At 73.7% G+C, this 19,919-nt stretch carries 19 protein-coding genes and 1 tRNA gene; 7 read left to right on the top strand and 13 right to left on the bottom strand.

The genetic code is table 11. The features are described from left to right. The first annotated feature begins 7 nt into the window (after positions 1–7). Complete coding sequence (locus ACWDD7_RS09580) at positions 8–1,189, top strand: THUMP-like domain-containing protein (protein WP_450457054.1); 1,182 nt, start codon at positions 8–10, stop codon at positions 1,187–1,189. A gap of 27 nt (positions 1,190–1,216) precedes the next feature. Here ACWDD7_RS09580 and ACWDD7_RS09575 read toward each other — a convergent pair whose 3' ends face one another. Together ACWDD7_RS09575 and ACWDD7_RS09570 are read right to left on the bottom strand one after the other, a co-directional pair. Beyond that, complete coding sequence (locus ACWDD7_RS09575) at positions 1,217–2,254, bottom strand: LCP family protein (protein WP_450456938.1); 1,038 nt, start codon at positions 2,252–2,254, stop codon at positions 1,217–1,219. Between the two features lie 114 nt (positions 2,255–2,368). Beyond that, on the bottom strand, positions 2,369–3,406 hold the full coding sequence (locus ACWDD7_RS09570; RefSeq protein ID WP_351879188.1) for a LacI family DNA-binding transcriptional regulator: 1,038 nt from the start codon (positions 3,404–3,406) through the stop codon (positions 2,369–2,371). 105 nt (positions 3,407–3,511) lie between these two features. Between ACWDD7_RS09570 and ACWDD7_RS09565 the strand changes: the two genes are divergently transcribed. The 4 genes from ACWDD7_RS09565 to ACWDD7_RS09550 all read left to right on the top strand — a co-directional run bounded on the left by ACWDD7_RS09565 (position 3,512) and on the right by ACWDD7_RS09550 (position 9,002). Continuing rightward, positions 3,512–4,849 carry an ABC transporter substrate-binding protein gene (locus ACWDD7_RS09565; RefSeq protein ID WP_450456937.1) on the top strand — a complete coding sequence of 446 codons (1,338 nt, stop codon included), beginning with the start codon at positions 3,512–3,514 and terminating at the stop codon, positions 4,847–4,849. Positions 4,850–4,944: 95 nt separating this feature from the next. Next, the gene (locus tag ACWDD7_RS09560; protein WP_450457053.1) at positions 4,945–5,760 is read left to right on the top strand and encodes a carbohydrate ABC transporter permease; all 816 of its coding nucleotides are present in this window, start codon (positions 4,945–4,947) and stop codon (positions 5,758–5,760) included. 4 nt (positions 5,761–5,764) lie between these two features. After that, the gene (locus tag ACWDD7_RS09555; RefSeq protein WP_450456936.1) at positions 5,765–6,664 is read left to right on the top strand and encodes a carbohydrate ABC transporter permease; all 900 of its coding nucleotides are present in this window, start codon (positions 5,765–5,767) and stop codon (positions 6,662–6,664) included. Positions 6,665–6,698: 34 nt separating this feature from the next. After that, positions 6,699–9,002: a beta-xylosidase/alpha-l-arabinosidase gene (locus ACWDD7_RS09550; protein WP_450456935.1), complete on the top strand. Its 2,304-nt coding sequence runs from the start codon at positions 6,699–6,701 to the stop codon at positions 9,000–9,002. Between the two features lie 185 nt (positions 9,003–9,187). On the opposite strand, the gene ACWDD7_RS09545 is transcribed toward ACWDD7_RS09550, so the two are convergent. From ACWDD7_RS09545 to tsaB, 5 genes are all read right to left on the bottom strand, one after another. Then, positions 9,188–9,260, bottom strand: a tRNA-Arg gene (locus tag ACWDD7_RS09545). Positions 9,261–9,364: 104 nt separating this feature from the next. Then, the gene (locus ACWDD7_RS09540) at positions 9,365–9,622 is read right to left on the bottom strand and encodes a hypothetical protein (protein ID WP_351881669.1); all 258 of its coding nucleotides are present in this window, start codon (positions 9,620–9,622) and stop codon (positions 9,365–9,367) included. Then, positions 9,619–10,707, bottom strand: coding sequence for a tRNA (adenosine(37)-N6)-threonylcarbamoyltransferase complex transferase subunit TsaD (tsaD, locus tag ACWDD7_RS09535; protein WP_450456934.1), 1,089 nt, complete (start codon positions 10,705–10,707; stop codon positions 9,619–9,621). Before tsaD ends, ACWDD7_RS09540 begins: the two co-directional genes overlap by 4 nt. Continuing rightward, positions 10,700–11,176, bottom strand: a complete 477-nt coding sequence (gene rimI, locus ACWDD7_RS09530; RefSeq protein WP_351881672.1) for a ribosomal protein S18-alanine N-acetyltransferase — start codon at positions 11,174–11,176, stop codon at positions 10,700–10,702. Before rimI ends, tsaD begins: the two co-directional genes overlap by 8 nt. Positions 11,177–11,193: 17 nt before the next feature. Further along, positions 11,194–11,850, bottom strand: coding sequence for a tRNA (adenosine(37)-N6)-threonylcarbamoyltransferase complex dimerization subunit type 1 TsaB (gene tsaB / locus ACWDD7_RS09525; protein WP_285561803.1), 657 nt, complete (start codon positions 11,848–11,850; stop codon positions 11,194–11,196). A 113-nt stretch (positions 11,851–11,963) separates the two neighbouring features. Between tsaB and ACWDD7_RS09520 the strand changes: the two genes are divergently transcribed. Next, positions 11,964–12,524, top strand: a complete 561-nt coding sequence (locus ACWDD7_RS09520) for a hypothetical protein (RefSeq protein WP_351880231.1) — start codon at positions 11,964–11,966, stop codon at positions 12,522–12,524. A 420-nt stretch (positions 12,525–12,944) separates the two neighbouring features. Here the strand turns inward: ACWDD7_RS09520 and tsaE are convergent, their stop codons facing one another. The 6 genes from tsaE to ACWDD7_RS09490 all read right to left on the bottom strand — a co-directional run bounded on the left by tsaE (position 12,945) and on the right by ACWDD7_RS09490 (position 19,056). After that, the gene (gene tsaE / locus ACWDD7_RS09515) at positions 12,945–13,475 is read right to left on the bottom strand and encodes a tRNA (adenosine(37)-N6)-threonylcarbamoyltransferase complex ATPase subunit type 1 TsaE (RefSeq protein ID WP_392218445.1); all 531 of its coding nucleotides are present in this window, start codon (positions 13,473–13,475) and stop codon (positions 12,945–12,947) included. After that, complete coding sequence (locus ACWDD7_RS09510) at positions 13,438–14,688, bottom strand: alpha/beta fold hydrolase (RefSeq protein ID WP_450456933.1); 1,251 nt, start codon at positions 14,686–14,688, stop codon at positions 13,438–13,440. The genes tsaE and ACWDD7_RS09510 overlap by 38 nt, the downstream gene beginning before the upstream one ends. A gap of 144 nt (positions 14,689–14,832) precedes the next feature. Further along, positions 14,833–16,002: an alanine racemase gene (gene alr / locus ACWDD7_RS09505; RefSeq protein WP_450456932.1), complete on the bottom strand. Its 1,170-nt coding sequence runs from the start codon at positions 16,000–16,002 to the stop codon at positions 14,833–14,835. Between the two features lie 83 nt (positions 16,003–16,085). Further along, a complete protein-coding gene (locus ACWDD7_RS09500) occupies positions 16,086–17,150 on the bottom strand; it encodes a hypothetical protein (RefSeq protein ID WP_450456931.1) in 1,065 nt (354 codons plus the stop codon). 52 nt (positions 17,151–17,202) lie between these two features. Continuing rightward, positions 17,203–18,633: an NAD(P)H-hydrate dehydratase gene (locus ACWDD7_RS09495; protein WP_450456930.1), complete on the bottom strand. Its 1,431-nt coding sequence runs from the start codon at positions 18,631–18,633 to the stop codon at positions 17,203–17,205. 51 nt (positions 18,634–18,684) lie between these two features. Then, positions 18,685–19,056: a holo-ACP synthase gene (locus tag ACWDD7_RS09490; protein WP_351880246.1), complete on the bottom strand. Its 372-nt coding sequence runs from the start codon at positions 19,054–19,056 to the stop codon at positions 18,685–18,687. A 49-nt stretch (positions 19,057–19,105) separates the two neighbouring features. On the opposite strand from ACWDD7_RS09490, the gene ACWDD7_RS09485 reads away from it, so the two are divergent. Then, positions 19,106–19,912: an SDR family NAD(P)-dependent oxidoreductase gene (locus tag ACWDD7_RS09485; protein ID WP_450456929.1), complete on the top strand. Its 807-nt coding sequence runs from the start codon at positions 19,106–19,108 to the stop codon at positions 19,910–19,912. Positions 19,913–19,919: the final 7 nt, after the last annotated feature.

Genomic DNA, 19,919 nt, shown 5'->3' with positions numbered 1-19,919 from the left:
TGACCCGGTGAACGACCTCGCTCCCCTCCTCACTCCCGAAGGCCGGGCCCTCCTCGAAGAGGTCCGCGGCACCGCCCCGGCCGACGAACTCGCCGTCGCCACCCGGCTGCGCCGCGACCACCCCGCCGACCTGGTGTCGGCCGCGCTCGGCCAGGCCCGGCTGCGGCAGCGGGCGGCGGCCAAGTTCGCGGCGGCGGACGCGGAGCGGATGTTCTTCACGCCCAACGGGGTCGAGCAGTCGACGCGGGCGAGCGTGGCGGCGTACCGGGCGCGGCGGCTGACCGATCTCGGGGTCACCTCGGTGGCGGACCTGTGCTGCGGGATCGGCGGGGACGCCATCGCGCTGGCGCGGGCCGGAATCCGGGTGCTCGCCGTGGACCGGGACCCGCTGACGGCGGCCGTGGCACGGGCGAACGCCGAGGCCCTGGGGCTCGGTGACCTGATGGAGGTGCGGGAGGCCGACGTCACGGAGGTGGACACCGCCGGGTACGACGCCGTGTTCGTGGACCCGGCGCGGCGGGGCGGCCGAGGCCGGATCTTCGATCCCGAGGCGTACTCGCCGCCGCTGTCCTGGGCCGTGGCCGCCGCCCGCACCGCGCCGCACGCCGCGCTGAAGATCGCCCCCGGCATCCCGCACGAGGCGGTGCCCGCCGAGGCCGAGGCGGAGTGGATCTCGGACGGCGGCGATGTGAAGGAGGCGGTGCTCTGGTTCGGGACCGGGGCGCCGGGTGCGGTGCGCGCCACCCTGCTGCCCGGCCCGCGCACCCTGCTCGGGCGGGGGCTGCCGGACCCCGGAGTGCGGCCGGTGGGGCGGTACTTGTACGAGCCGGACGGCGCCGTGATCCGCGCGCACCTGGTCGCCGAGGTGGCCGAGGAGGTCGGCGGCGGGCTGATCGACGCGACCATCGCGTACGTCACCGCCGACGAGCTGCACCCGACCCCGTACGCCACCCCCTACGAGATCACCGACCTGCTTCCCTTCAACGTCAAGAAGCTGAAGGCCCTGCTGCGCGAGCGCGAGGTCGGGACGCTGACCGTGAAGAAGCGCGGGTCGGCCGTCGAGCCGGAGGAACTGCGGCGCAAGGTCAGGCCGCAGGGGCCGAACGCGGCGACCGTGTTCCTCACCCGGGTCGCGGGTGCGCCGACGATGCTGGTCGGCGGGCCCGCCCGGCCGCCGGCGGGGCCGTGACCGGCGTCGTCGGGCGGTCGGCGGCGGTCAGCGCAAGGACGCCCACAGGTTCTGCGCGTCGGGTTCCTTCGCGATCACCCGGTTGGGGTCCGAGGGCGCCGTGACCACCGGCATCATCACGGTCTTCACCCGGTCCGCGCCGAGCCCCTTCAGGCTCTTGCCCAACTCGGTCAGCTCGCCCAGGGAGTCGAGGCCGGTGTCGGTGGTGAGGCTCTTGGTGACCGCGTCGGCGACCTGGTACAGCCTGGCCGGGTCGGTGAGCAGGTCCGTGCCGGAGACCCGTTCCAACAGGGCCTTCACCAGCAGCTGCTGGAGCCCTATCCGACCGAGGTCGCTGCCGTCGCCTATGCCGTGCCGGGTGCGGGCGAGGGCCAGCGCCTGCCTGCCGTCGAGGTGATGGGACCCGGCCTTCAGGTGGAGGTGGCTCTTGTCGTCGTCGATGTCCTGGCCCGTGGTGACGTCGACCCCGCCGAGCGCGTCGACCAGCTTGGCGAAGCCGGCGAAGTCGATCTCGATGAAGTGGTCCATGCGCACGCCGGTGATCGACTCGACCGTCTTGACCGCGCACACCGGACCGCCCACCGCGAAGGCGCTGTTGAACATCGAGCCGTACGCCTGCGCCGTCGAGCCCCCGGAGGGCAGCGGGCAGGAGGGGCGGGTGACGAGGGTGTCGCGCGGGATGCTGACCACGGTGGCGCGGGTGCGGCCCGCGTCGAGGTGCACCACCATCGCGGTGTCCGAGCGGGCGCCCGAACTGTCGCCGCCGCCCAGCTCCCGGTCGGCCTTGCCGCTGCGCGAGTCCGAACCGAGCACCAGGATGTTGAGGGAACCGGCCGGGAGCGGGGCCGCCGCGGCCGTGGCGGCGCTCGGGGACGGAGCGATCATCGCGTGCGCGGGACGGTCGTCGCCGAGCGCGGTGTCGATGTCGACACCCTTGATGTTGTGGTCCAGGTGCCAGTAGGCGTAGCCGGCCGTGGCCACGCCCACGACCAGGGCGCCCGCCAGGATGAGACCGGCGAACCGCAGCACTCTCGAACGCCGCCCGTGTACCTCGTGTCGCGTCACGGCAGGAACGTAAGTCCGAATTATTAGGGGACTGTTAGCGGGAGCCGCCCGGACGGTTTTTCTTCTGAAATTCTCATCGGCGGCGGGTAGTTGACGCCCTTTCGAAAGTTTCGATCACCCGGCCGGCGTGCGCGGCTCCGCCGTGCTCGACCGCACCACCAGACTGGTCGCCAACTCCATCCGGGTGGCCGCCCGTTCCTCGGGCGCGCTGCCCAGTTCCAGCACCAGACGGGCCGCGGCCTCGGCCATCTCGGTCAGCGGCTGCCGTACGGTCGTCAGCGGCGGGCCCACCCAGCGGGCCACCGGCAGATCGTCGAAGCCGACCACGCTGAGGTCCTCGGGGATGCGCAGCCCCAGCTCGCGCGCGGCCTCGTACAGGCCCACGGCCTGGAGGTCGTTGCCCGCGAAGACCGCGGTGGGCCGGTCGGGGCGGCGCAGCAGCTCCATGCCCAGGCGGTACCCGGCGTCGTGGTGGAAGTCCCCGGCCACGACGAGCGAGGGGTCGACGGGCAGCCCCGCCGTCTCCAGGGCGGCGCGGTAGCCGTCGATGCGGGCGCGGCTGCACATCATCCGGGACGGGCCGCTGATCGCGCCGATCCGGGTGTGGCCCAGCTCGACCAGGTGCCGGGTGGCCGCCAGCCCGCCCTGCCAGTTGGTGGCCCCTATCGACGGCACGTCCGGGCCCGGGTCGCCGGCCGGGTCCACCACCACGAACGGGATGGACCGGCTGGTCAGCAGCGCCTGCTGGGCGCCGTCCAGTTCGGACAGGACGAGGACCACCCCGTGCGGGCGGCGGGCGGCGACCTGGTCGGCCCAGGAGCGTCCGGGGGTGAGCCGCCCGGCGGACTCGGACAGCACCACGCTGAGCCCCGCCGACTGCGCCACGTTCTCCACCCCCCGGATGACCTCCATCGCCCAGGCGCTCTCCAGTTCGTGGAAGACCAGGTCGATCAGCGGGGAGCGGGAGGCCTCGGCGCGCCTGCGCCGGTAGCCGTGGGCGCGCAGCAGCTCCTCGACGCGGGTACGGGTCGAGGGCGCGACATCGGCTCTGCCGTTGAGCACCTTCGAAACAGTCGGTGCGGACACCCCGGCCTCGCGGGCGATCTCCGCGAGCGTCGCGGTCTGCGTTTCCACGGACTTCCCAGGCTTCATGCCGCGATCGTAATCCCTGCACGACCCCTTGACGAAGCCCTTGTTCCGCCATACGTTCCCGGAACATTCGGAATCACACCCGAAACATTGCGAGAGGCCAGGGTCATGGAGTCCACCACGTCCAACGGCGGGCGCACGTTCAGCAGGCGCTGGGTGCTCGGCGCCGGTGCCACCACACTTGTCGCCGCCGGCACCGCCGGACTCACGGCCTGCGGCTCCTCCGGGGGGTCCGGGGGCGGTGGCGCCCTCACCGCGTTCGTATACGGCGACGACGCGGCCAAGATCCAGGTCGCGGCCATCGACCGGTTCAACTCCTCGGCCGCCGCGAAGAAGGCCAAGGGCAAGATCAAGCTGGAGAAGGTGCCCGGCTCCGAGTACCCGGCCAAGCTGCGCACCGCGATGGGCTCGCCCAACGCGCCCGACATCTTCTTCAACTGGGGCGGCGGCTCGATCAAGGCCTACCGGGACGCCAAGCAGCTGGTGGACCTCACGGACACCATCAAGTCCGACCCGGTCCTCAAGAACGGCTTCCTGCCCTCGGTGATCACGGCCGGCGGCCTCGGCGGGCACAACTACGGCATACCCATGCGCGGCATGCAGCCCGTGATCCTCTTCTACAACAAGACGCTCTTCGCCGAGCGGAAGCTCCAGCCGCCCACCACCTGGGACCAGCTGCTGGACATCAACACCAAGCTGAAGAAGGCCGGGATCACCCCCTTCGCGCTGGGCGGCGCGGACATCTGGCCCGAGCTGATGTGGCTGGAGTACCTGGTCGACCGGATCGGCGGCCCCCAGGTCTTCGACCGCATCAAGAACGGCGACGCCTCCGGCTGGGGCGACCCGGCCGTCCTCAAGGCCGCCCAGACGGTCAAGCAGCTCATCGACGACGGCGCCTTCGGCAAGGGCTTCAACTCGGTCGCCTACACCAACGGCGGCGCCCCGGCCGTGTTCGCCAAGGGCAAGGCCGCGATGCACCTGATGGGCTCGTGGGAGTACTCCACCCAGCTCGGCAAGTTCCCGGACTTCGCCCGCAAGGACCTCGGCTGGACCGCGTTCCCGACCATCGAGGGCGGCGCGGGCGACATCCGCAACGTCGTCGGCAACCCCACCAACTACTGGTCGATCAACGCCCGCACGTCCAACAAGGACGCGGCGCTCGCCTTCCTGCGCGACTGCGCCTCGGAGACGTACGCCAAGGCCCTGATCGCCAACGGCGACATCCCGACCACGACCAACGCCGAGAAGCTCCTCGACGCCTCGCCGAACCCGGCGTTCGCCAAGTTCCAGTACCAGATGGTGCAGCAGGCCCCCGCGTTCACGCTGAGCTGGGACCAGGCCGTCGACCCGAACGTGTCGACGCCGATGCTCACCGAGGTCAACAAGCTGTTCGTCGGCAAGTCCTCGCCGAGCCAGTTCGTCTCGGCGCTGCAGGGGCTGAAGTGAGCACCAGCGCGACCAAGGGCGGCTCGCGCACCGGCGCGGGCCGCCCCCGCCGGGCCACCGGGGCGAACGCGGGCCGCCCGCACGCCGCCCTGGCCCTGCCCGGCGTCCTGTTCTTCCTGTTCTTCGCCGCCGTCCCGATGGTGCTGGCCTTCTGCCTCTCCTTCACCCAGTGGAACGGCCTCGGCAACCCCCAGCCGGTCGGCCTCGCCAACTGGCGCAAGCTGTTCGACGACGGCCGCCTCACCCAGTCCCTCACGGTCACCGTGCTGCTCACGGTGGTCAGCTGGGCCTTCCAGACGGTCGTCTCGATCCTGCTCGGGGTGTGGGCGGCGGGCCGGCAGCGCAACCGCGCGATCCTGTCGGCGATCTTCTTCGTGCCGTTCCTGCTGTCCTCGACGGCGATCTCGCTGCTGTTCTACGCCCTGCTGGACCCCAATTTCGGGATCATCCACGGCGACACCCTCGGCTCCACCAACGGCGCCTTCCTCGCGATCGTGTTCGTCGGCGGCTGGCAGTTCATCCCCTTCCACACCCTGATCTACCAGGGCGGGGCCCGGCAGATCCCCGAGGTCCTCTACCAGGCGGCGGCCATCGACGGCGCGGGCCGCTACCGCCAGTTCTTCTCCATCACGCTGCCCCAGCTGCGCAACACCGCGACCACCTCGGGCGTGCTGATGGTGGTCGGCTCGCTGACCTACTTCGAGACCGTCCTGATCCTCACCCAGGGCGGCCCCGGCACCGACACGGCGATCCTGCCGTACCTGATGTACGAGGCCGGTTTCAAGAGCTACGACTTCGGCTACGCCAGCGCCATCGCCTCCTTCCTGGTGGTGGCCGCGACCGCGCTGTCGCTGCTGCTGGTGCGGCTGTCCGGCTTCGGCACGATGCGCAGTACCCGGGAAGGAATGTGACGAGGTGTCACACGACACGCTGCCCCACCCCGTGAAGACCGGCGCCGCCCCGGCGGCCCGGCCGGACGGGCGCCGCCGCCGGCACTGGACCCAGCGGCCCAACCCGCTGGCCGGCCTCGGCTCGATCGTCTGGCTGGTCGTCGTCATCGTCCCGGTCTACGCGATGATCACGGCCTCGCTCACCCCGCGCGACGAGGCGCTGGGCCACAACGCCCTGAAGCCACCGTCCCATCCGACGCTGGCCAACTACAGCACCGTGCTGCACAACGGGTTCTTCCACTACCTGTGGAACACCGTGGTGGCGGCGGTGGCCGTCGTCGCGATCGTGCTCGTGCTGTGCGTGCCGCTCGCGTACGTGGCCGTGCGCACCCGGGGCTTCTGGTCCGGGGCGGCCTTCCGGCTGTTCCTGCTGGGCGTCGCCATCCCGGCGCAGGCGGTCGTCGTACCGCTGTACCTGATGATCGCCAAGCTGAACCTCTACGACAGCCTGCTCGCGATCATCCTGCCGACGGCGGCGTTCGCGATGCCGGTGGCCATCCTGGTGCTCACCGGCACCCTCCGGGACATCTCCGAGGAGGTGTACGAGGCGATGGCGCTGGACGGCGCCTCGCCCCTGCGGATGCTGTTCCAGCTGGTCATCCCGATGTCCAAGGGCGGCATCAGCACCGTCGGGATCTACTCGGCCCTCCAGGCGTGGAACGGCTTCCTCTTCCCGCTGATCTTCACCCAGTCCGAGGGGCCGCGCGTGCTGACCCTCGGCCTGTTCAACTACGTGAGCCAGTTCGGCGTGAACATCCCCGCCCTGCTCGCCTCGGTCGTCCTCTCCGGCATCCCGATCTTCGTCGTGTACCTGGTGGCCCGTCGCGCCCTGGTGGGCGGCCTGATGGGTGTGGGCGGCAAGTGACCGCCGCCCGGCCCCCCTTCTTGACAGGAGTTTCATGAGCACCGCCCCCTGGCGCGACCCCGCCCTGCCCGCCACCGTCCGTGTCAACGACCTCATGGCGCGGATGACCCTGGAGGAGAAGACAGCCCAGCTGTACGGCGTGTGGGTGGGCGCGGCCACGGACGGCGACGGGGTCGCGCCGCTGCAGAGCGAGATGTCCGCGGACTACGACTGGGACGAGCTGATCACCCACGGGCTCGGCCAGCTGACCCGCTCCTTCGGCACCGCCCCGGTGGAGCCGGCGCTCGGCGCGCAGGCGCTGGCCCACGCCCAGCGCCGGATCACCGAGGCGAGCCGCTTCGGCATCCCGGCCGTCGCCCACGAGGAGTGTCTGGCGGGCTTCACCGCGTGGCAGGCGACCGCGTACCCGGTGCCGCTGGCCTGGGGCGCGACCTTCGACCCCGCGCTCGTCGAGGAGCTGGGCGGGCGCATCGGCCGCGATCTGCGCGCGGCCGGCGTCCACCAGGGCCTCGCGCCCGTCCTGGACGTGGTCCGGGATCTGCGCTGGGGCCGGGTGGAGGAGACGATCGGCGAGGACCCGTACCTCGTCGGCACCATCGGCACGGCGTACGTCCGGGGCCTGGAGTCGGCCGGGATCATCGCCACGCTCAAGCACTTCGCCGGGTACGCGTCCTCCGCGGGCGCGCGCAACCTCGCGCCGGTCCGGGCGGGCGGCCGGGAACTGGCGGAGGTGACGCTGCCGCCGTTCGAGATGGCGCTGCGCGAGGGCGGGGCCCGCTCGGTGATGGCGGCCTACACCGAGACGGACGGCGTCCCGGCCTCGGCCGATCCCCGGCTGCTGACCGGACTGCTGCGCGAGGACTGGGGGTTCACCGGCACGGTCGTCGCCGACTACTTCGGCATCGGCTTCCTCCAGTCCCTGCACCGGGTGGCCGCCGACCCCGCCGAGGCCGCGCATGTCGCGCTGGAGGCGGGCATCGACGTCGAGCTGCCCACGGTGAACTGCTACGGCAAACCGCTCGTGGCCGCCGTGCGCGACGGCCGGATTCCCGAGGCGCTGGTGGACCGGGCGGTGCGCCGGGTGCTGCTGCAGAAGTGCGAGCTGGGCCTGCTGGACCCGGACTGGTCGCCGGAGACCGACGAGGAGATCGACCTGGACTCGGCCGGGAACCGCTCGCTGGCCCGGCAGCTCGCCGAGGAATCGGTGGTGCTGCTGGACAACCCGGACGGGGTGCTGCCGCTGGCCCCGGACGCGCGGATCGCGGTCGTCGGGCCGCGCGCGGCGGACGCGCTGGCGATGCTGGGCTGCTACTCCTTCCCGTCCCATGTGCTCACCCACCACCCCGAGGTGCCGCTGGGCATCGACATCCCGACCGTGCTGGACGCCGTGAAGGCCGAACTCCCCGACGCCAAGGTCACCTTCGCGCAGGGCTGCGGGGTGTCGGACCCGGACACCTCCGGGTTCACCCAGGCGGTGGCGCAGGCGTCCGAGGCGGACGTGTGCGTGGCCGTCCTCGGCGACCGCGCCGGGCTGTTCGGGCGCGGCACCTCCGGCGAGGGGTGCGACGCGGAGGACCTGCGGCTGCCGGGTGCGCAGGCCGAGTTGCTGGACGCGCTGGTCGCGACCGGGGTCCCGGTGGTGCTCGTCCTGCTGACCGGCCGCCCGTACGCGCTGGGGCGCTGGCAGGGCCGGCTCGCCGCGGTCGTCCAGGCGTTCTTCCCGGGCGAGGAGGGCGGTCCGGCGCTGGCCGGGGTGCTGTCCGGCCGGGTGAACCCCTCCGGACGGCTCCCGGTGAGCGTGCCGCACCGGCCCGGCGGCCAGCCCTGGACCTACCTCCAGCCGCCGCTCGGCCTGGCCGGCGAGGTCAGCAACCTGGACCCGACCCCGCTCTACCCGTTCGGGTACGGCGGCTCGTACACCACGTTCGCCTGGGAGGACTTCGACGGGCCCGAGGCCGAGGTCCCGACGGACGGGTCGTACGACCTCTCGCTCACCGTCCGCAACACCGGCGACCGCGCGGGCGCCGAGGTCGTCCAGCTGTATCTGCACGACCCGGTGGCCTCGGTGACCCGCCCGGACGTCCGCCTGATCGGCTACCAGCGGGTGGAGCTGGCCCCGGGCGAGTCCCGCCGCCTCGCCTTCCGCTTCCACACCGACCTCTCCTCCTTCCCCGACCGCGCGGGCAGGCGGATCGTGGAGCCGGGCGACCTGGAGCTGCGTCTCGCCGCGTCGAGCACGGACGTACGGCACCGGGCGCGGCTGCGGCTGACGGGACCGGTGCGGACGCTGGGCGCCGGGCGGGAGCTGCGCTGCGAGGCGGAGGTCGCGGAGGTCTGACCGGCCGGGGCCTGGTCGTCGCCGGGGGCTCGAACCCACGGCGAGGACCAGGCCCCACGCGTCGCGTCTCCGGACGGCGTCCGGCCGGTTCCTCGGCGGTGCCGCGCAGGGTGCTGCTCGGGCCGACGGCCCCTCGGGGGCAACGCGCACACCCCGCCTCCGGAACACCGGAGACGGGGTGTGAATGGAGCGCCGGGCAGGCCTTGCACCTGCATCTCCCCGCAGGAAGCGGGACGTCTTTCCTTGGACCACCAACGCACTGCGTTCGTACCGGGCTTCCCGGCCGTTCGCTGTGTGATGATCATAGACCGCCGCGGACGGCGACCGCAAACCCGGCCGGGACAAAGGGGGTTCAGTCGCCCCTACTCGGACGGGACCGCCTCGAAGCGCCAGCGGTGCACGGCCCGGGTGACCAACTCGGGTTCCGGCTCCGGCAGTTCCGGCACCACCGCGTCGTACGGCGCCTCCCACCACGTGATGACCAGCACCCGGTCCTGCGGCGCGCGGAAGGTCTCGCGGCGCGACGGCGCCGGGTCGAGCCGCTGTGCGCGGGCCCAGGCGAGCAGTTCCTCGCCCCGGCCCGCGGCGGCGCGCGCCTCCCACATCAGCGCGAGGGTCATGAGTACAGGTTCCCCTTGCTGACCTCGTGCACATGGTCGTGGTCGCCCGGCACATGCGGGTCGGTGACCGGCAGGGAGGAATCGGCCGACAGGTCCCAGCTGGAGGCGGCCCGGCCCCGCGCGACCATCTCGGCGCCGAGCGCGGCCACCATCGCGCCGTTGTCCGTGCACAGCTTGGGGCGCGGCACCCGCAGCCGGATGCCGGCCGCCTCGCAGCGCTCCTGGGCGAGGGCGCGCAGCCGGGAGTTGGCCGCGACACCGCCGCCGATCATCAGGTGGTCGACGCCCTCGTCCTTGCAGGCGCGCACGGCCTTGCGGGTGAGCACGTCCACCACGGCCTCCTGGAAGGACGCGGCCACGTCGCGCACCGGGACCTCCTCGCCGGCCGCGCGCCTGGCCTCGATCCAGCGGGCCACGGCGGTCTTCAGGCCGGAGAAGGAGAAGTCGTACGCCGGGTCGCGCGGGCCGGTCAGACCGCGCGGGAAGCTGATCGCCTCCGGGTCGCCCTCCTTCGCGTACCGGTCGATGACCGGACCGCCGGGGAAGCCCAGGTTCAGCACGCGGGCGATCTTGTCGAAGGCCTCGCCGGCCGCGTCGTCGATGGTCGCGCCCATCGGCCGTACGTCGGCGGTGATGTCCGAGGACAGCAGCAGCGAGGAGTGGCCGCCGGAGACCAGCAGCGCCATCGTCGGCTCGGGCAGCGGGCCGTGCTCCAGCTGGTCCACGCAGATGTGGGAGGCGAGGTGGTTGACGCCGTAGAGGGGCTTGCCCAGCGCGTAGGCGTAGGCCTTGGCGGCGGAGACGCCGACGAGCAGGGCGCCCGCGAGGCCGGGCCCGGCGGTCACCGAGATGCCGTCGAGGTCCTTGGCGCTGACCCCGGCCTCCTTCAGGGCGCGCTCGATGGTCGGGACCATCGCCTCCAGATGGGCCCGGGACGCCACCTCGGGGACGACGCCGCCGAAGCGGGCGTGCTCGTCCACGCTGGAGGCGACGGCGTCGGCCAGCAGGGTGGTGCCGCGCACGATGCCGACGCCGGTCTCGTCGCAGGAGGTCTCGATGCCGAGGACGAGGGGTTCGTCAGCCATTGATCTCGGTTCCTTGAACAGATGCGGAAGGGTCGGTCAGGCGCATCACCAGGGCATCCACGTTCCCTGGCTGGTAGTAGCCGCGTCTGAACCCGATGGGGGCGAAGCCGAAACGCTCGTAGAGCTTCTGCGCGCGCACGTTGTCCACCCGGCATTCGAGCATCACCTCGCGGCACTCGAACGCGGTGGCCGCCCTCAGCAGGTCGGTCAGCAGCCGTCCGCCGAGGCCCGAACCCTGCTGGTCGCGGGCGACGGCGATGGTCTGGACGTCGGCCAGGTCGCCGGAGGCGGCGAGGCCCGCGTAGCCGGTGATCCGGCCGGTGCCGTCCTCGGCCACGACATAGCGGCGGGTGGCCGCGGGGCCCCGGGAGTGGGCCAGCTCGGACCAGAACATGCCCCGGGACCAGGCGTCCTCCGGGAACAGGTCCTTCTCCAGCTCCAGGACCGGATCGATGTCCCACCAGCGCATCTCGCGCAGTTCCACGGTCACTTCGGGGTGACCACCTTGTAGTTCTTGGGGACCTGGGCGTCCGGGCGGCGCAGGTACAGCGGCCGGGGCGCGGGCAGCTCCTCGCCCGCGGCGAGCCGCTCCGCGGCGAGCGCGGCCAGCGCGGCGGCGGACACGTGCTCGGGCTCGTGGGCGCGCGGGAACGTGTCCGGGTAGAGCAGGGCGCCCGCGCCGACCGCCGGGAGCCCGGCGACCTTCTCGGCGATCTCGGCCGGGCGGTCGACGGCCGGGCCGGTCAGCCGGGTGCGGGAGTCGGCGTACGTCGCCCAGTAGACCTCCTTGCGCCGGGCGTCGGTCGCCACGACGAAGGGGCCCTTCTCGATGTCGGCGGCGTAGGCGAGGCCGTCCAGGGTGCACACGCCGTACACGGGGACGCCGAGCGCCAGGCCGAAGGTGTCGGCGGTCATCAGACCGACCCGCAGCCCGGTGTAGGGGCCGGGCCCGGTGCCGACGACGATCCCGGTGACCGCCTCCAGTTTCAGGCCGGCCTCGGTGAGGACCCGGTCGACGGCCGGCAGCAGCAGCTCCCCGTGCCGGCGCGCGTCCACCTGTTTCGACGAGGCGATGACGTCCGTGCCGTCGTGCAGCGCGACGGTGACGGCGGGTGTTGCGGTATCCAGAGCGAGCAAGAGCACGCGAACAGCCTACGGCGCCCGCGCCTCGTGCACGGCCGCCCGGGGCCGACGGTCACCGGCTGCTACGGTCTGTACGAAGTACGACATATGACGCACGACGGAGGAGGGCGCGGGTGACAGGGACCAGCTCGGGAATCGTGGCCGGCCTCACCGCGGCGGCCGTCGGCGTCGTCGGCTTCCTGGCCTACGAGGCGCACGCGACCGCGCCGGCGGGCCTCGGCGGCCGCTCCGCGGTGAGCGGCTCGCCCGGCGGACAGGCCACCAAGGCGCCCCGCGACCGGCGTCACCCGACCGCGCTGCCGAGCGGTTCCGGCAAGGGTGAACGGGTCGTGTACTCGGTGGACGACGACCGGGTCTGGCTGGTCGGCGGCGGCAACCGGGTCCTGCGCACCTTCAGGGTCCGGCCCGGCACGGTGGACCCGCCCACCGGCACGTACTGGGTCACCTCCCGCTCCCACGCGGTCACCGGCACCGACGGCATCCCGATCGAACACGTGGTCCGCTTCACCACGGTGGACGGCGTCACCATCGGCTTCAGCGCCCCGGTGACCAGCGACGCCGTCCCGGACACCGACGCGGGCGCCAAGACCGGCGGCATCCGCGAGACCCGCCCCGACGGCGACGCGATGTGGAAGTTCGCGACGATCGGCGAGCGGGTGATCGTGATCCGCTGAGGGCTCCGCCCGGGAGGAACCGGCTACGGGAACACTCCGGCCGGGGCCCGCCCGGTCGCGGGGCTTCCCGGTTTCCGGGCCTCCCGGTTTCCGGGCCTCCCGGTTCCCGGGCCTCCCGGACACCGCCAAAGGCGTCAGGCGGCCTGTCGCGGCTCTTCGGTCCGCCGGGGGGCACGGGGCTCCGGGGGCCGGGGCGGGCGGGAGACCGCCGCCGCGGCGGCGCACGCCGCCAGGAGGTCGCGCATGGGCACCGGCCCGGACGGCCGGGGCTGCTCCGGAGGGCGAGAAGCGGTCATGGACGCCTCCTGAGGTGCGGGGCGACGTAGTGAGAGCACGCCTGACCACGGGCTGGACACCATGCCATCACGCCCGGGAAGACCACGCAACATCTTGCCGACGGCCTGTCGGAAAACCCGCCGTTCAGGCCGTGAGGGTCTCCAGGCCCGCCTCGGCCCAGCGCTCGCCGAGCCCGGTGACGGTCACGTGCCGCACCTCGTCCGTGGTGTCGCCGACGGCGCGGTGGATGACGAGCTGGAGCCGGTCCTCGGTCAGCTCCTCGACCTTGCCCTCGCCCCACTCCACGACGACCACCGAGTCGGACAGCGAGACGTCGAGGTCCAGGTCCTCCATCTCGTCCAGGCCGCCGCCGAGCCGGTAGGCGTCCACGTGCACGAGCGGCGGGCCGTCGCCGAGGGAGGGGTGCACCCGGGCGATCACGAAGGTCGGCGAGGTGACCGCGCCCCGCACCCCGAGCCCCTCCCCGAGCCCCCGGGTCAGCGTGGTCTTGCCGGCGCCCAGTTCCCCGGAGAGCATCACCAGGTCACCGGCGCGCAGCAGCTTGGCGAGGCGTCGGCCCAGCTCACGCATCTGCTCGGGCGAGGTGATCGTCAGCCGGGTCTCGGCGGGGCCGTGCTCAGCGGGGTCGTACGGTGCTGCTGCTGGACGTTCCATAGGCACTAACCGTAGCCCCTGCGGGCACCGCGCCCGCGCGGGTCAGCAGGTCGGCGAGGCGGTCGGTGACCACTTCCGGGTGCTCCAGCATCACCAGATGCCCGGCGTCCGGTACCAGCACCAGCTCGGCGTCGGGCAGCTCGTCGGCTATCGCCTCGCTGTGCGCGCTCGGCGTCACCAGGTCCCGCACACCCGCCAGCACCAGCACCGGCATGTCCCGGAAACGGGCCAGCGCGTCCGTCTTGTCGTGGTCGGTGAAGGCCGGATAGAACTCGGCGACCACGTCGATCGGCGTGGACTCGATCATCCGCTCGGCGAACCGCTCCACCGCCGGGTCGACGTCCCGCCCACCGAACGAGTACCGCTTGATGATCCCGGCGAACAGCTCCGCCGTGGCCCGGCGCCCCTTCTCCACCAGTTCCGCCTGCTGCCCGAGCGCCCTGAGCACCCCGGGCAGGACCCGGCGTATCGCGTTGACGCCGGCCACCGGCAGCCCGAAGTTCACCTCGCCGAGCCGCCCCGAGGAGGTGCCGACGAACGCGGTGGCGACCACCCGCTCCTCGATCAGCTCCGGGTACTCGGCGGCGAGCGCCATGATGGTCATCCCGCCCATCGAGTGGCCGACCAGCACGATCGGCCCCTCGGGCACGGCGGCGTCGACGACCGCCTTCAGATCGCGGCCGAGCTGGTCGATGGTGAGCGGCTCCCGGTCCCGGTGCTGCGCCACGCCCCGCCCGGAGCGGCCGTGGCTGCGCTGGTCCCAGTGCACGGTGCGCACGACCCCGCGCAGGGCCGCCCGCTGGAAGTGCCAGGAGTCCTGGTTGAGGCAGTAGCCGTGGCAGAAGACGACGGTGGCCGGGACGGGCGCCTTGCGGCCGAAGAGCCTGCGCCTGCGCGGGGAGGGCAGCGCGCCCGTGTCCGGCTCGACCTCGTCGACCTCGTAGTACAGCTCGGTGCCGTCGTCGGCGTACGCCTTGCCCGGGGTGCCGCGCAGGGTGCCGTAGGGCCCCGCGGAGTCCAGCGCCAGCCGGGCCTTGCGACGCACCGCGCGGCCCACCGTCATCCGCTCGACGGCGACGCCGGCCGCCGCGCCCGCGGCGAGGACGCCTATCGCGGCACCGGCGATGCCGGTCGCCCTGCGCCAGCTCCCGGCCGCCCCCGCGACGGAGGCGGCGGCGTCCGTCACAACGTCCGCCGCCCTGCTGTCGCTCACGTGCCGCTCCTCCTCGCCGTCGTACCGACCCGTCGTACCGGCTCGCCGTACCGATGTTCGCCGTACCGATGTTCGCCGAGACGGGTGGACCGGGGGCGCGGATGTGACCGTTGTTACACGTGATTTCGGATGACCCCGGACGAGTTACCCGCGCTCCTTCTCGTTGACGTAGACGCGCGGCACCCGGGTACCGATGCGGGTGACGATCTCGTAGGCGATCGTGCCGCAGGCCGCCGCCCAGTCCTCGGCGGTGGGCTCGCCCCGGTCGCCGGGCCCGAAGAGCACGGCCTCGGCGCCGACCGGGGGTTCGTCGCCGCTGAGGTCCACCACGAACTGGTCCATGGCGATCCGCCCGGCGGCCGTCCGCCACTTGCCGTCGACCAGGACCGGGCCGGCGCCGGAGGCGTGCCGCGGGATGCCGTCGCCGTAGCCGAGCGGGACGAGGCCGAGGGTGGTGGCGCCGGGGGTGACGTAGTGGTGGCCGTAACTGATGCCGTGTCCGCCCGGCACGTGCTTGACCAGCGCGAGCGAGGCGCTGAGCGTCATCACCGGGCGCAGGCCGAAGTCCGCCGGGGTGCCGAGCTCGGGGCTGGGCGACAGGCCGTACATGGCGATACCGGGACGGACCAGGTCGAAGTGGGTCTCGGGAAGGGTGAGCGTGGCCGGCGAGTTGGCGATGTGCCGCACCTCGGGGCGCACTCCCTGTCCCTCGGCGTACGCCACCATCTCCCGGAAGCGGGTGAGCTGGGCGGTGATGGAGGGATGGCCGGGCTCGTCGGCGCAGGCGAAGTGCGACCACAGGCCGGTGACCCGGACCAGGCCGTCGGCCTCGGCGCGCAGGGCGGCGGCGACCAGCTCCGCCCAGTCGGCACCGGGCTGGCAGCCGTTGCGGCCGAGCCCGGTGTCCGCCTTGAGCTGGACGCGCGCGGTCCGCCCGGCGGCGCGGGCGGCCGCGGTGGCCTCGTCCAGCGCCCACATCCCGCTGACCGACACGTCGATGTCGGCCTCGATCGCCTGCCGCCAGGGTCCGCCGGGCACCCACAGCCAGCACAGCACGCGCTGGGTCAGCCCGGCCGCGCGCAGCGCGAGGGCCTCCTCGGGCGTGGCGGTGCCGAGCCAGGTGGCCCCGGCCTCGACGGCCGCACGGGCACAGGGGAGCGCGCCGTGGCCGTATCCGTCGGCCTTGACGACGGCCATCACGGCCGCGTCCCCCACGCGGGCGCGCAGGGTCCGCACATTGGCGCGCAGGGCACCCAGATCGATCTCGGCACGGGCACGCAGGGGGGCGGTCGGCACAGGTGCAGTCTCAGTCATGGCGCCCCCAGTCTCTCAGAGGGCGCCGCCGGCTCCCGGTGCGGTGCCGGAGGCGGCCCACCGCGCGGGTGACGCGCCCGTGGTCACTGGATGCTCCAGCGGTGCGGATGGCGGGGGTCCACCGCGCAGGCGAAGACGTTGAGTTCGCCTGCGCGGCCCACGGTGACCTCGGTCGGGGTGCCGTGCGAGTGCGCGGGCAGGCCCTGCTCCTCCACCGGCCGCCAGCTGCCGCTGCCGCCGTCCCACTCGGAGCTGTCGACGGTGAGCAGCAGCCGCATCGGGGCCGTGCAGGCGGGGCAGTTCACCGGGGAGGGGTCGGTGGTGTGCCAGGAGGCGAAGCCGCCGACGCGGAAGCCCGGCGGGATGGACAGGTCGCACTGGTAGCTCACCGGCCCCTCGGGCGCCCCGGTGTCCCCGCCGAGCGGCTCGCCGCGGTCCTCCTCGGCCTCCTCCCAGGCTTCCTCCCGCTCCTCCTCCCATGCCTCGATCCGGTCGCGGAGGTCCTCCGGCAGGAGCCCGGCGAACGGATAGGTGACGACCTGCTCCGGACGCAGCACGCACGGCTCGGGCACATACCCGTCGAAGCCGACGACCTGCGGCCGCGGCGGCGCCGTCAGTACGCCGGTGACCTCCCACGAGCGGCGCCAGCGCAGGTCGAGCAGCATGCCGCGGCAGGACGGGCCGTGGGCGTCGAAGGGGCACCAGAACACCTGGAGCAGGTCGCAGCCGTCCGGCCCGGCGGGCAGGTCGGGTATGTCCCGGCGGAACAGCTGCGCGAGGCCGATCAGCGGCAACGGGCCGTCCGCCGCGTCCCCTTCGAGGCGGTGCCGCCGCTCCAGTTCCGTGAGCAGCAGGCGTTCCTCGTCCGTGGGGCCGCTGTCCGGCTCCTCCCTCGCCCATGCCTCGGCCAGGATCCGCCGCCGCCGGCGGATGTCGTCCGGGCGCCGCCCGCGCGCGTGGGGGTGCGGCTCGGTGCACACCGGCCAGGGCTCGTCCGCCGGCCAGAGCAGCGGCCCGCCCACGGAACTCTCCGTCACGCCCGGCACACCCGGGCGCGGATGGAGTCGGGTGGTGGTGCCCCGGTGCGCCGCCAACTCCGGGAAAAGCGCCTCGACATCGAGCGGGCGCGGCGGCGTGGTCCTCGTCATGCCCCCACTCTGCCCGGCCCCCGGCCCCTCGCGCCGCGTCCCGCCCCACCTCTCAGTCCCACACGTCCCGCCACGCCTGCGGCACACACTCCGCCACGTCATGCGCACCCGCCGGAGCCCCCCGCGCCGCGAACCGCCCCGCCAGGCCGTGCAGATACGCGGCCGCACTGCCCGCGTCCAGCGCGGACAGGCCCGCGGCCAGCAAAGAGCCGCCGAGGCCGGAGAGGACGTCGCCGCTGCCGGCGGTGGCCAACCAGGGGGTGCCGGTGGCGTTCACCCGGGTGGCGCCGCCCGCCGCGTCGGCGACCAGCGTGGTGGAGCCCTTGAGCAGCACCGTCGCCCGGTAGACCGCGGCCAGTTCGCGTACCGCGGCGAGCCGGGCGCCCTCGACCTCCTCGCGCGGCACGCCGAGGAGCGCGGCGGCCTCGCCCGCGTGCGGCGTCATCAGGGTGGGGGCCGGACGGCCTCGTACGGCGTCCCGTTCGGCGAGCCGCAGCCCGTCCGCGTCCAGCAGCACCGGGACCTCGGTGGCCAGCACCTCCGCGACGGTCGCCGCGTCGTCGCCCGCGCCCGGTCCGGTGACCCATGCCTGCACCCGGCCCGCCTTGGCCGGGCCCCGGTCGGAGACCAGGGTCTCGGGGAAGCGGGCGATGACCGCGTCCGCGGCCGGGCCGACGTAGCGCACGGCCCCGGCGCCACCGCGCAGCGCCCCGGAGACGGCGAGCACCGCGGCGCCCGGGTAGCGGGCGGACCCGGCGGCGATGCCGACCACACCCCGCCGGTACTTGTCGCTCTCGGCGGCGGGGCGCGGCAGCAGCCGTGCCACGTCGGCGTGCTGCGGCGCCTCCAGCTCGGCCTCGGCGGGCAGCTCCAGGCCGATGTCCACGAGCCGTACGACCCCGGCGTACTCCCGCGCCGGATCCACCAGCAGTCCGGGTTTGTACGCGCCGAACGTGACGGTGAGGTCCGCCCGTACGGCCGCGCCGCGCACCTCCCCGGTGTCCGCCTCGACGCCGCTGGGCAGGTCCACCGCCACCACCGCGGCGCGGGACCGCTGCACGGCCTCCAGCAGCCGCGCGGCATCGGGCCGCAGCCCGCCCCGCCCGCCGATCCCGACGATGCCGTCCACCACGAGATCGGCCCGCCCGATCGCCTCGTCCGCCGATCCCGGTACGACGCTCACGCCCCCGGCCCGCCGCAGCGCGGCCAGTCCCCCGCCGTGCGCGCGGTCCGGTGCGAGGAGGACGGCCGTCACTCCGGCCCCCCGTCGCGCCAGCCGGGCGCCCGCGTACAGGGCGTCCCCGCCGTTGTCGCCGCTGCCGATCAGCAGGACCACCCGGCTGCCGTACACCCGGCCCAGCAGGTCGGCGCAGGCGGCGCTCAGCCCGGCCGCCGCCCGCTGCATCAGCGCCCCCTCGGGCAGCCGCGCCATCAGGGCCCGCTCGGCCGCCCGCACCGTCTCCACGCTGTACGCATTCCGCATGGCACCGAGTCTGCCCCGTAACCCCCACCGCCCACACCCGGGCCGGGCCGCTCAGCCCTCGGCGACCACCACGGCGGAGGCGATGCCCGCGTCATGGCTGAGGGACACGTGCCAGGACCGCACCCCCAGTTCGGCGGCGCGCGCGGCGACGGTGCCGCGCACCCGCAGCCGCGGCCGCCCGCTGTCCTCGACGTACACCTCGGCGTCCGTCCACAGCAGCCCCGGCGGTGCCCCGAGCGCCTTGGCCAGCGCCTCCTTCGCCGCGAACCGGGCCGCCAGCGAGGCGATCCCGCGCCGCTCCCCGCTGGGCAGCAGCAACTCCCCCACCACGAACAGCCGGTCGGCCAGCTGGGGGGTCCGCTCCAGGGACGCCCGGAAGCGGTCGATCTCCGCCACGTCGATCCCGACTCCGATGATGCTCATGGACAGCACCCTAGACAGCCGTTCCCGGGGCGCCCTCTACGCTTCGGCCATGAACAGCGCCGCGTCTTCGCAGACCCCGCCCCAGCAGACCTACCTCACCGACCTGTTCTCCCTCGACGGCCGCGTCGCCCTGGTCACCGGGGGCAGTTCCGGCATCGGCCGGGGCATCGCGGGGGCGCTGGCGCGGGCCGGGGCGAGCGTGGTGGTCGTGGCCCGGGGCGAGGAGCAACTCGCCGCCACCGCAGCCGAGTTGACGACGGAGGGGTGCCGGGTGGCCTGGGTCGCCGGGGACCTCGGCAGCCGGGAGGGCGTGCGCGCGGCGGCCGAGGAGGCGGCGGACGCGTTCGGGGAGCCGGACATCCTCGTGAACTCGGCCGGGATCAATCTGCGGCCCCCGATGGACGAGCTGGACGAGGGCGTCTGGGACGCCACCATGGCCGTGAACCTGGAGGCGCCGTTCCTGCTGGGACAGCGGTTCGGGCCCCAGATGGCCGAGCGCGGCTTCGGCCGGATCATCCACATCAGCTCCCAGCAGGCGCACCGCGCCTTCGTGGGCAGCGGCGCGTACGGCGTCTCCAAGGGCGCGCTGGAGTCGCTCGCCCGCTCGCAGGCGGAGGCGTGGTCGCCGTACGGCGTCACCTGCAACACGCTGGTGCCGGGCTTCGTGATGACCCCGCTCAACGCCCGCCTGTCCGCCGACCCGGAGAAGGTCGCGGCGCTGGCCGCGCGCACCATGACCGGGCGCAACGGCCTCGCCGATGACTTCGCGGGCGCCGCCGTCTTCCTCGCGAGCGGTGCCTCCGCCTACGTCACGGGCCAGTCGATCTGTGTCGACGGAGGCTTCTCGGTCCACTAGCCGGGTG

It is taken from the genome of Streptomyces sp. NPDC001056, assembly GCF_053598955.1.
This window is presented reverse-complemented; position numbering and strand designations above follow the sequence as displayed.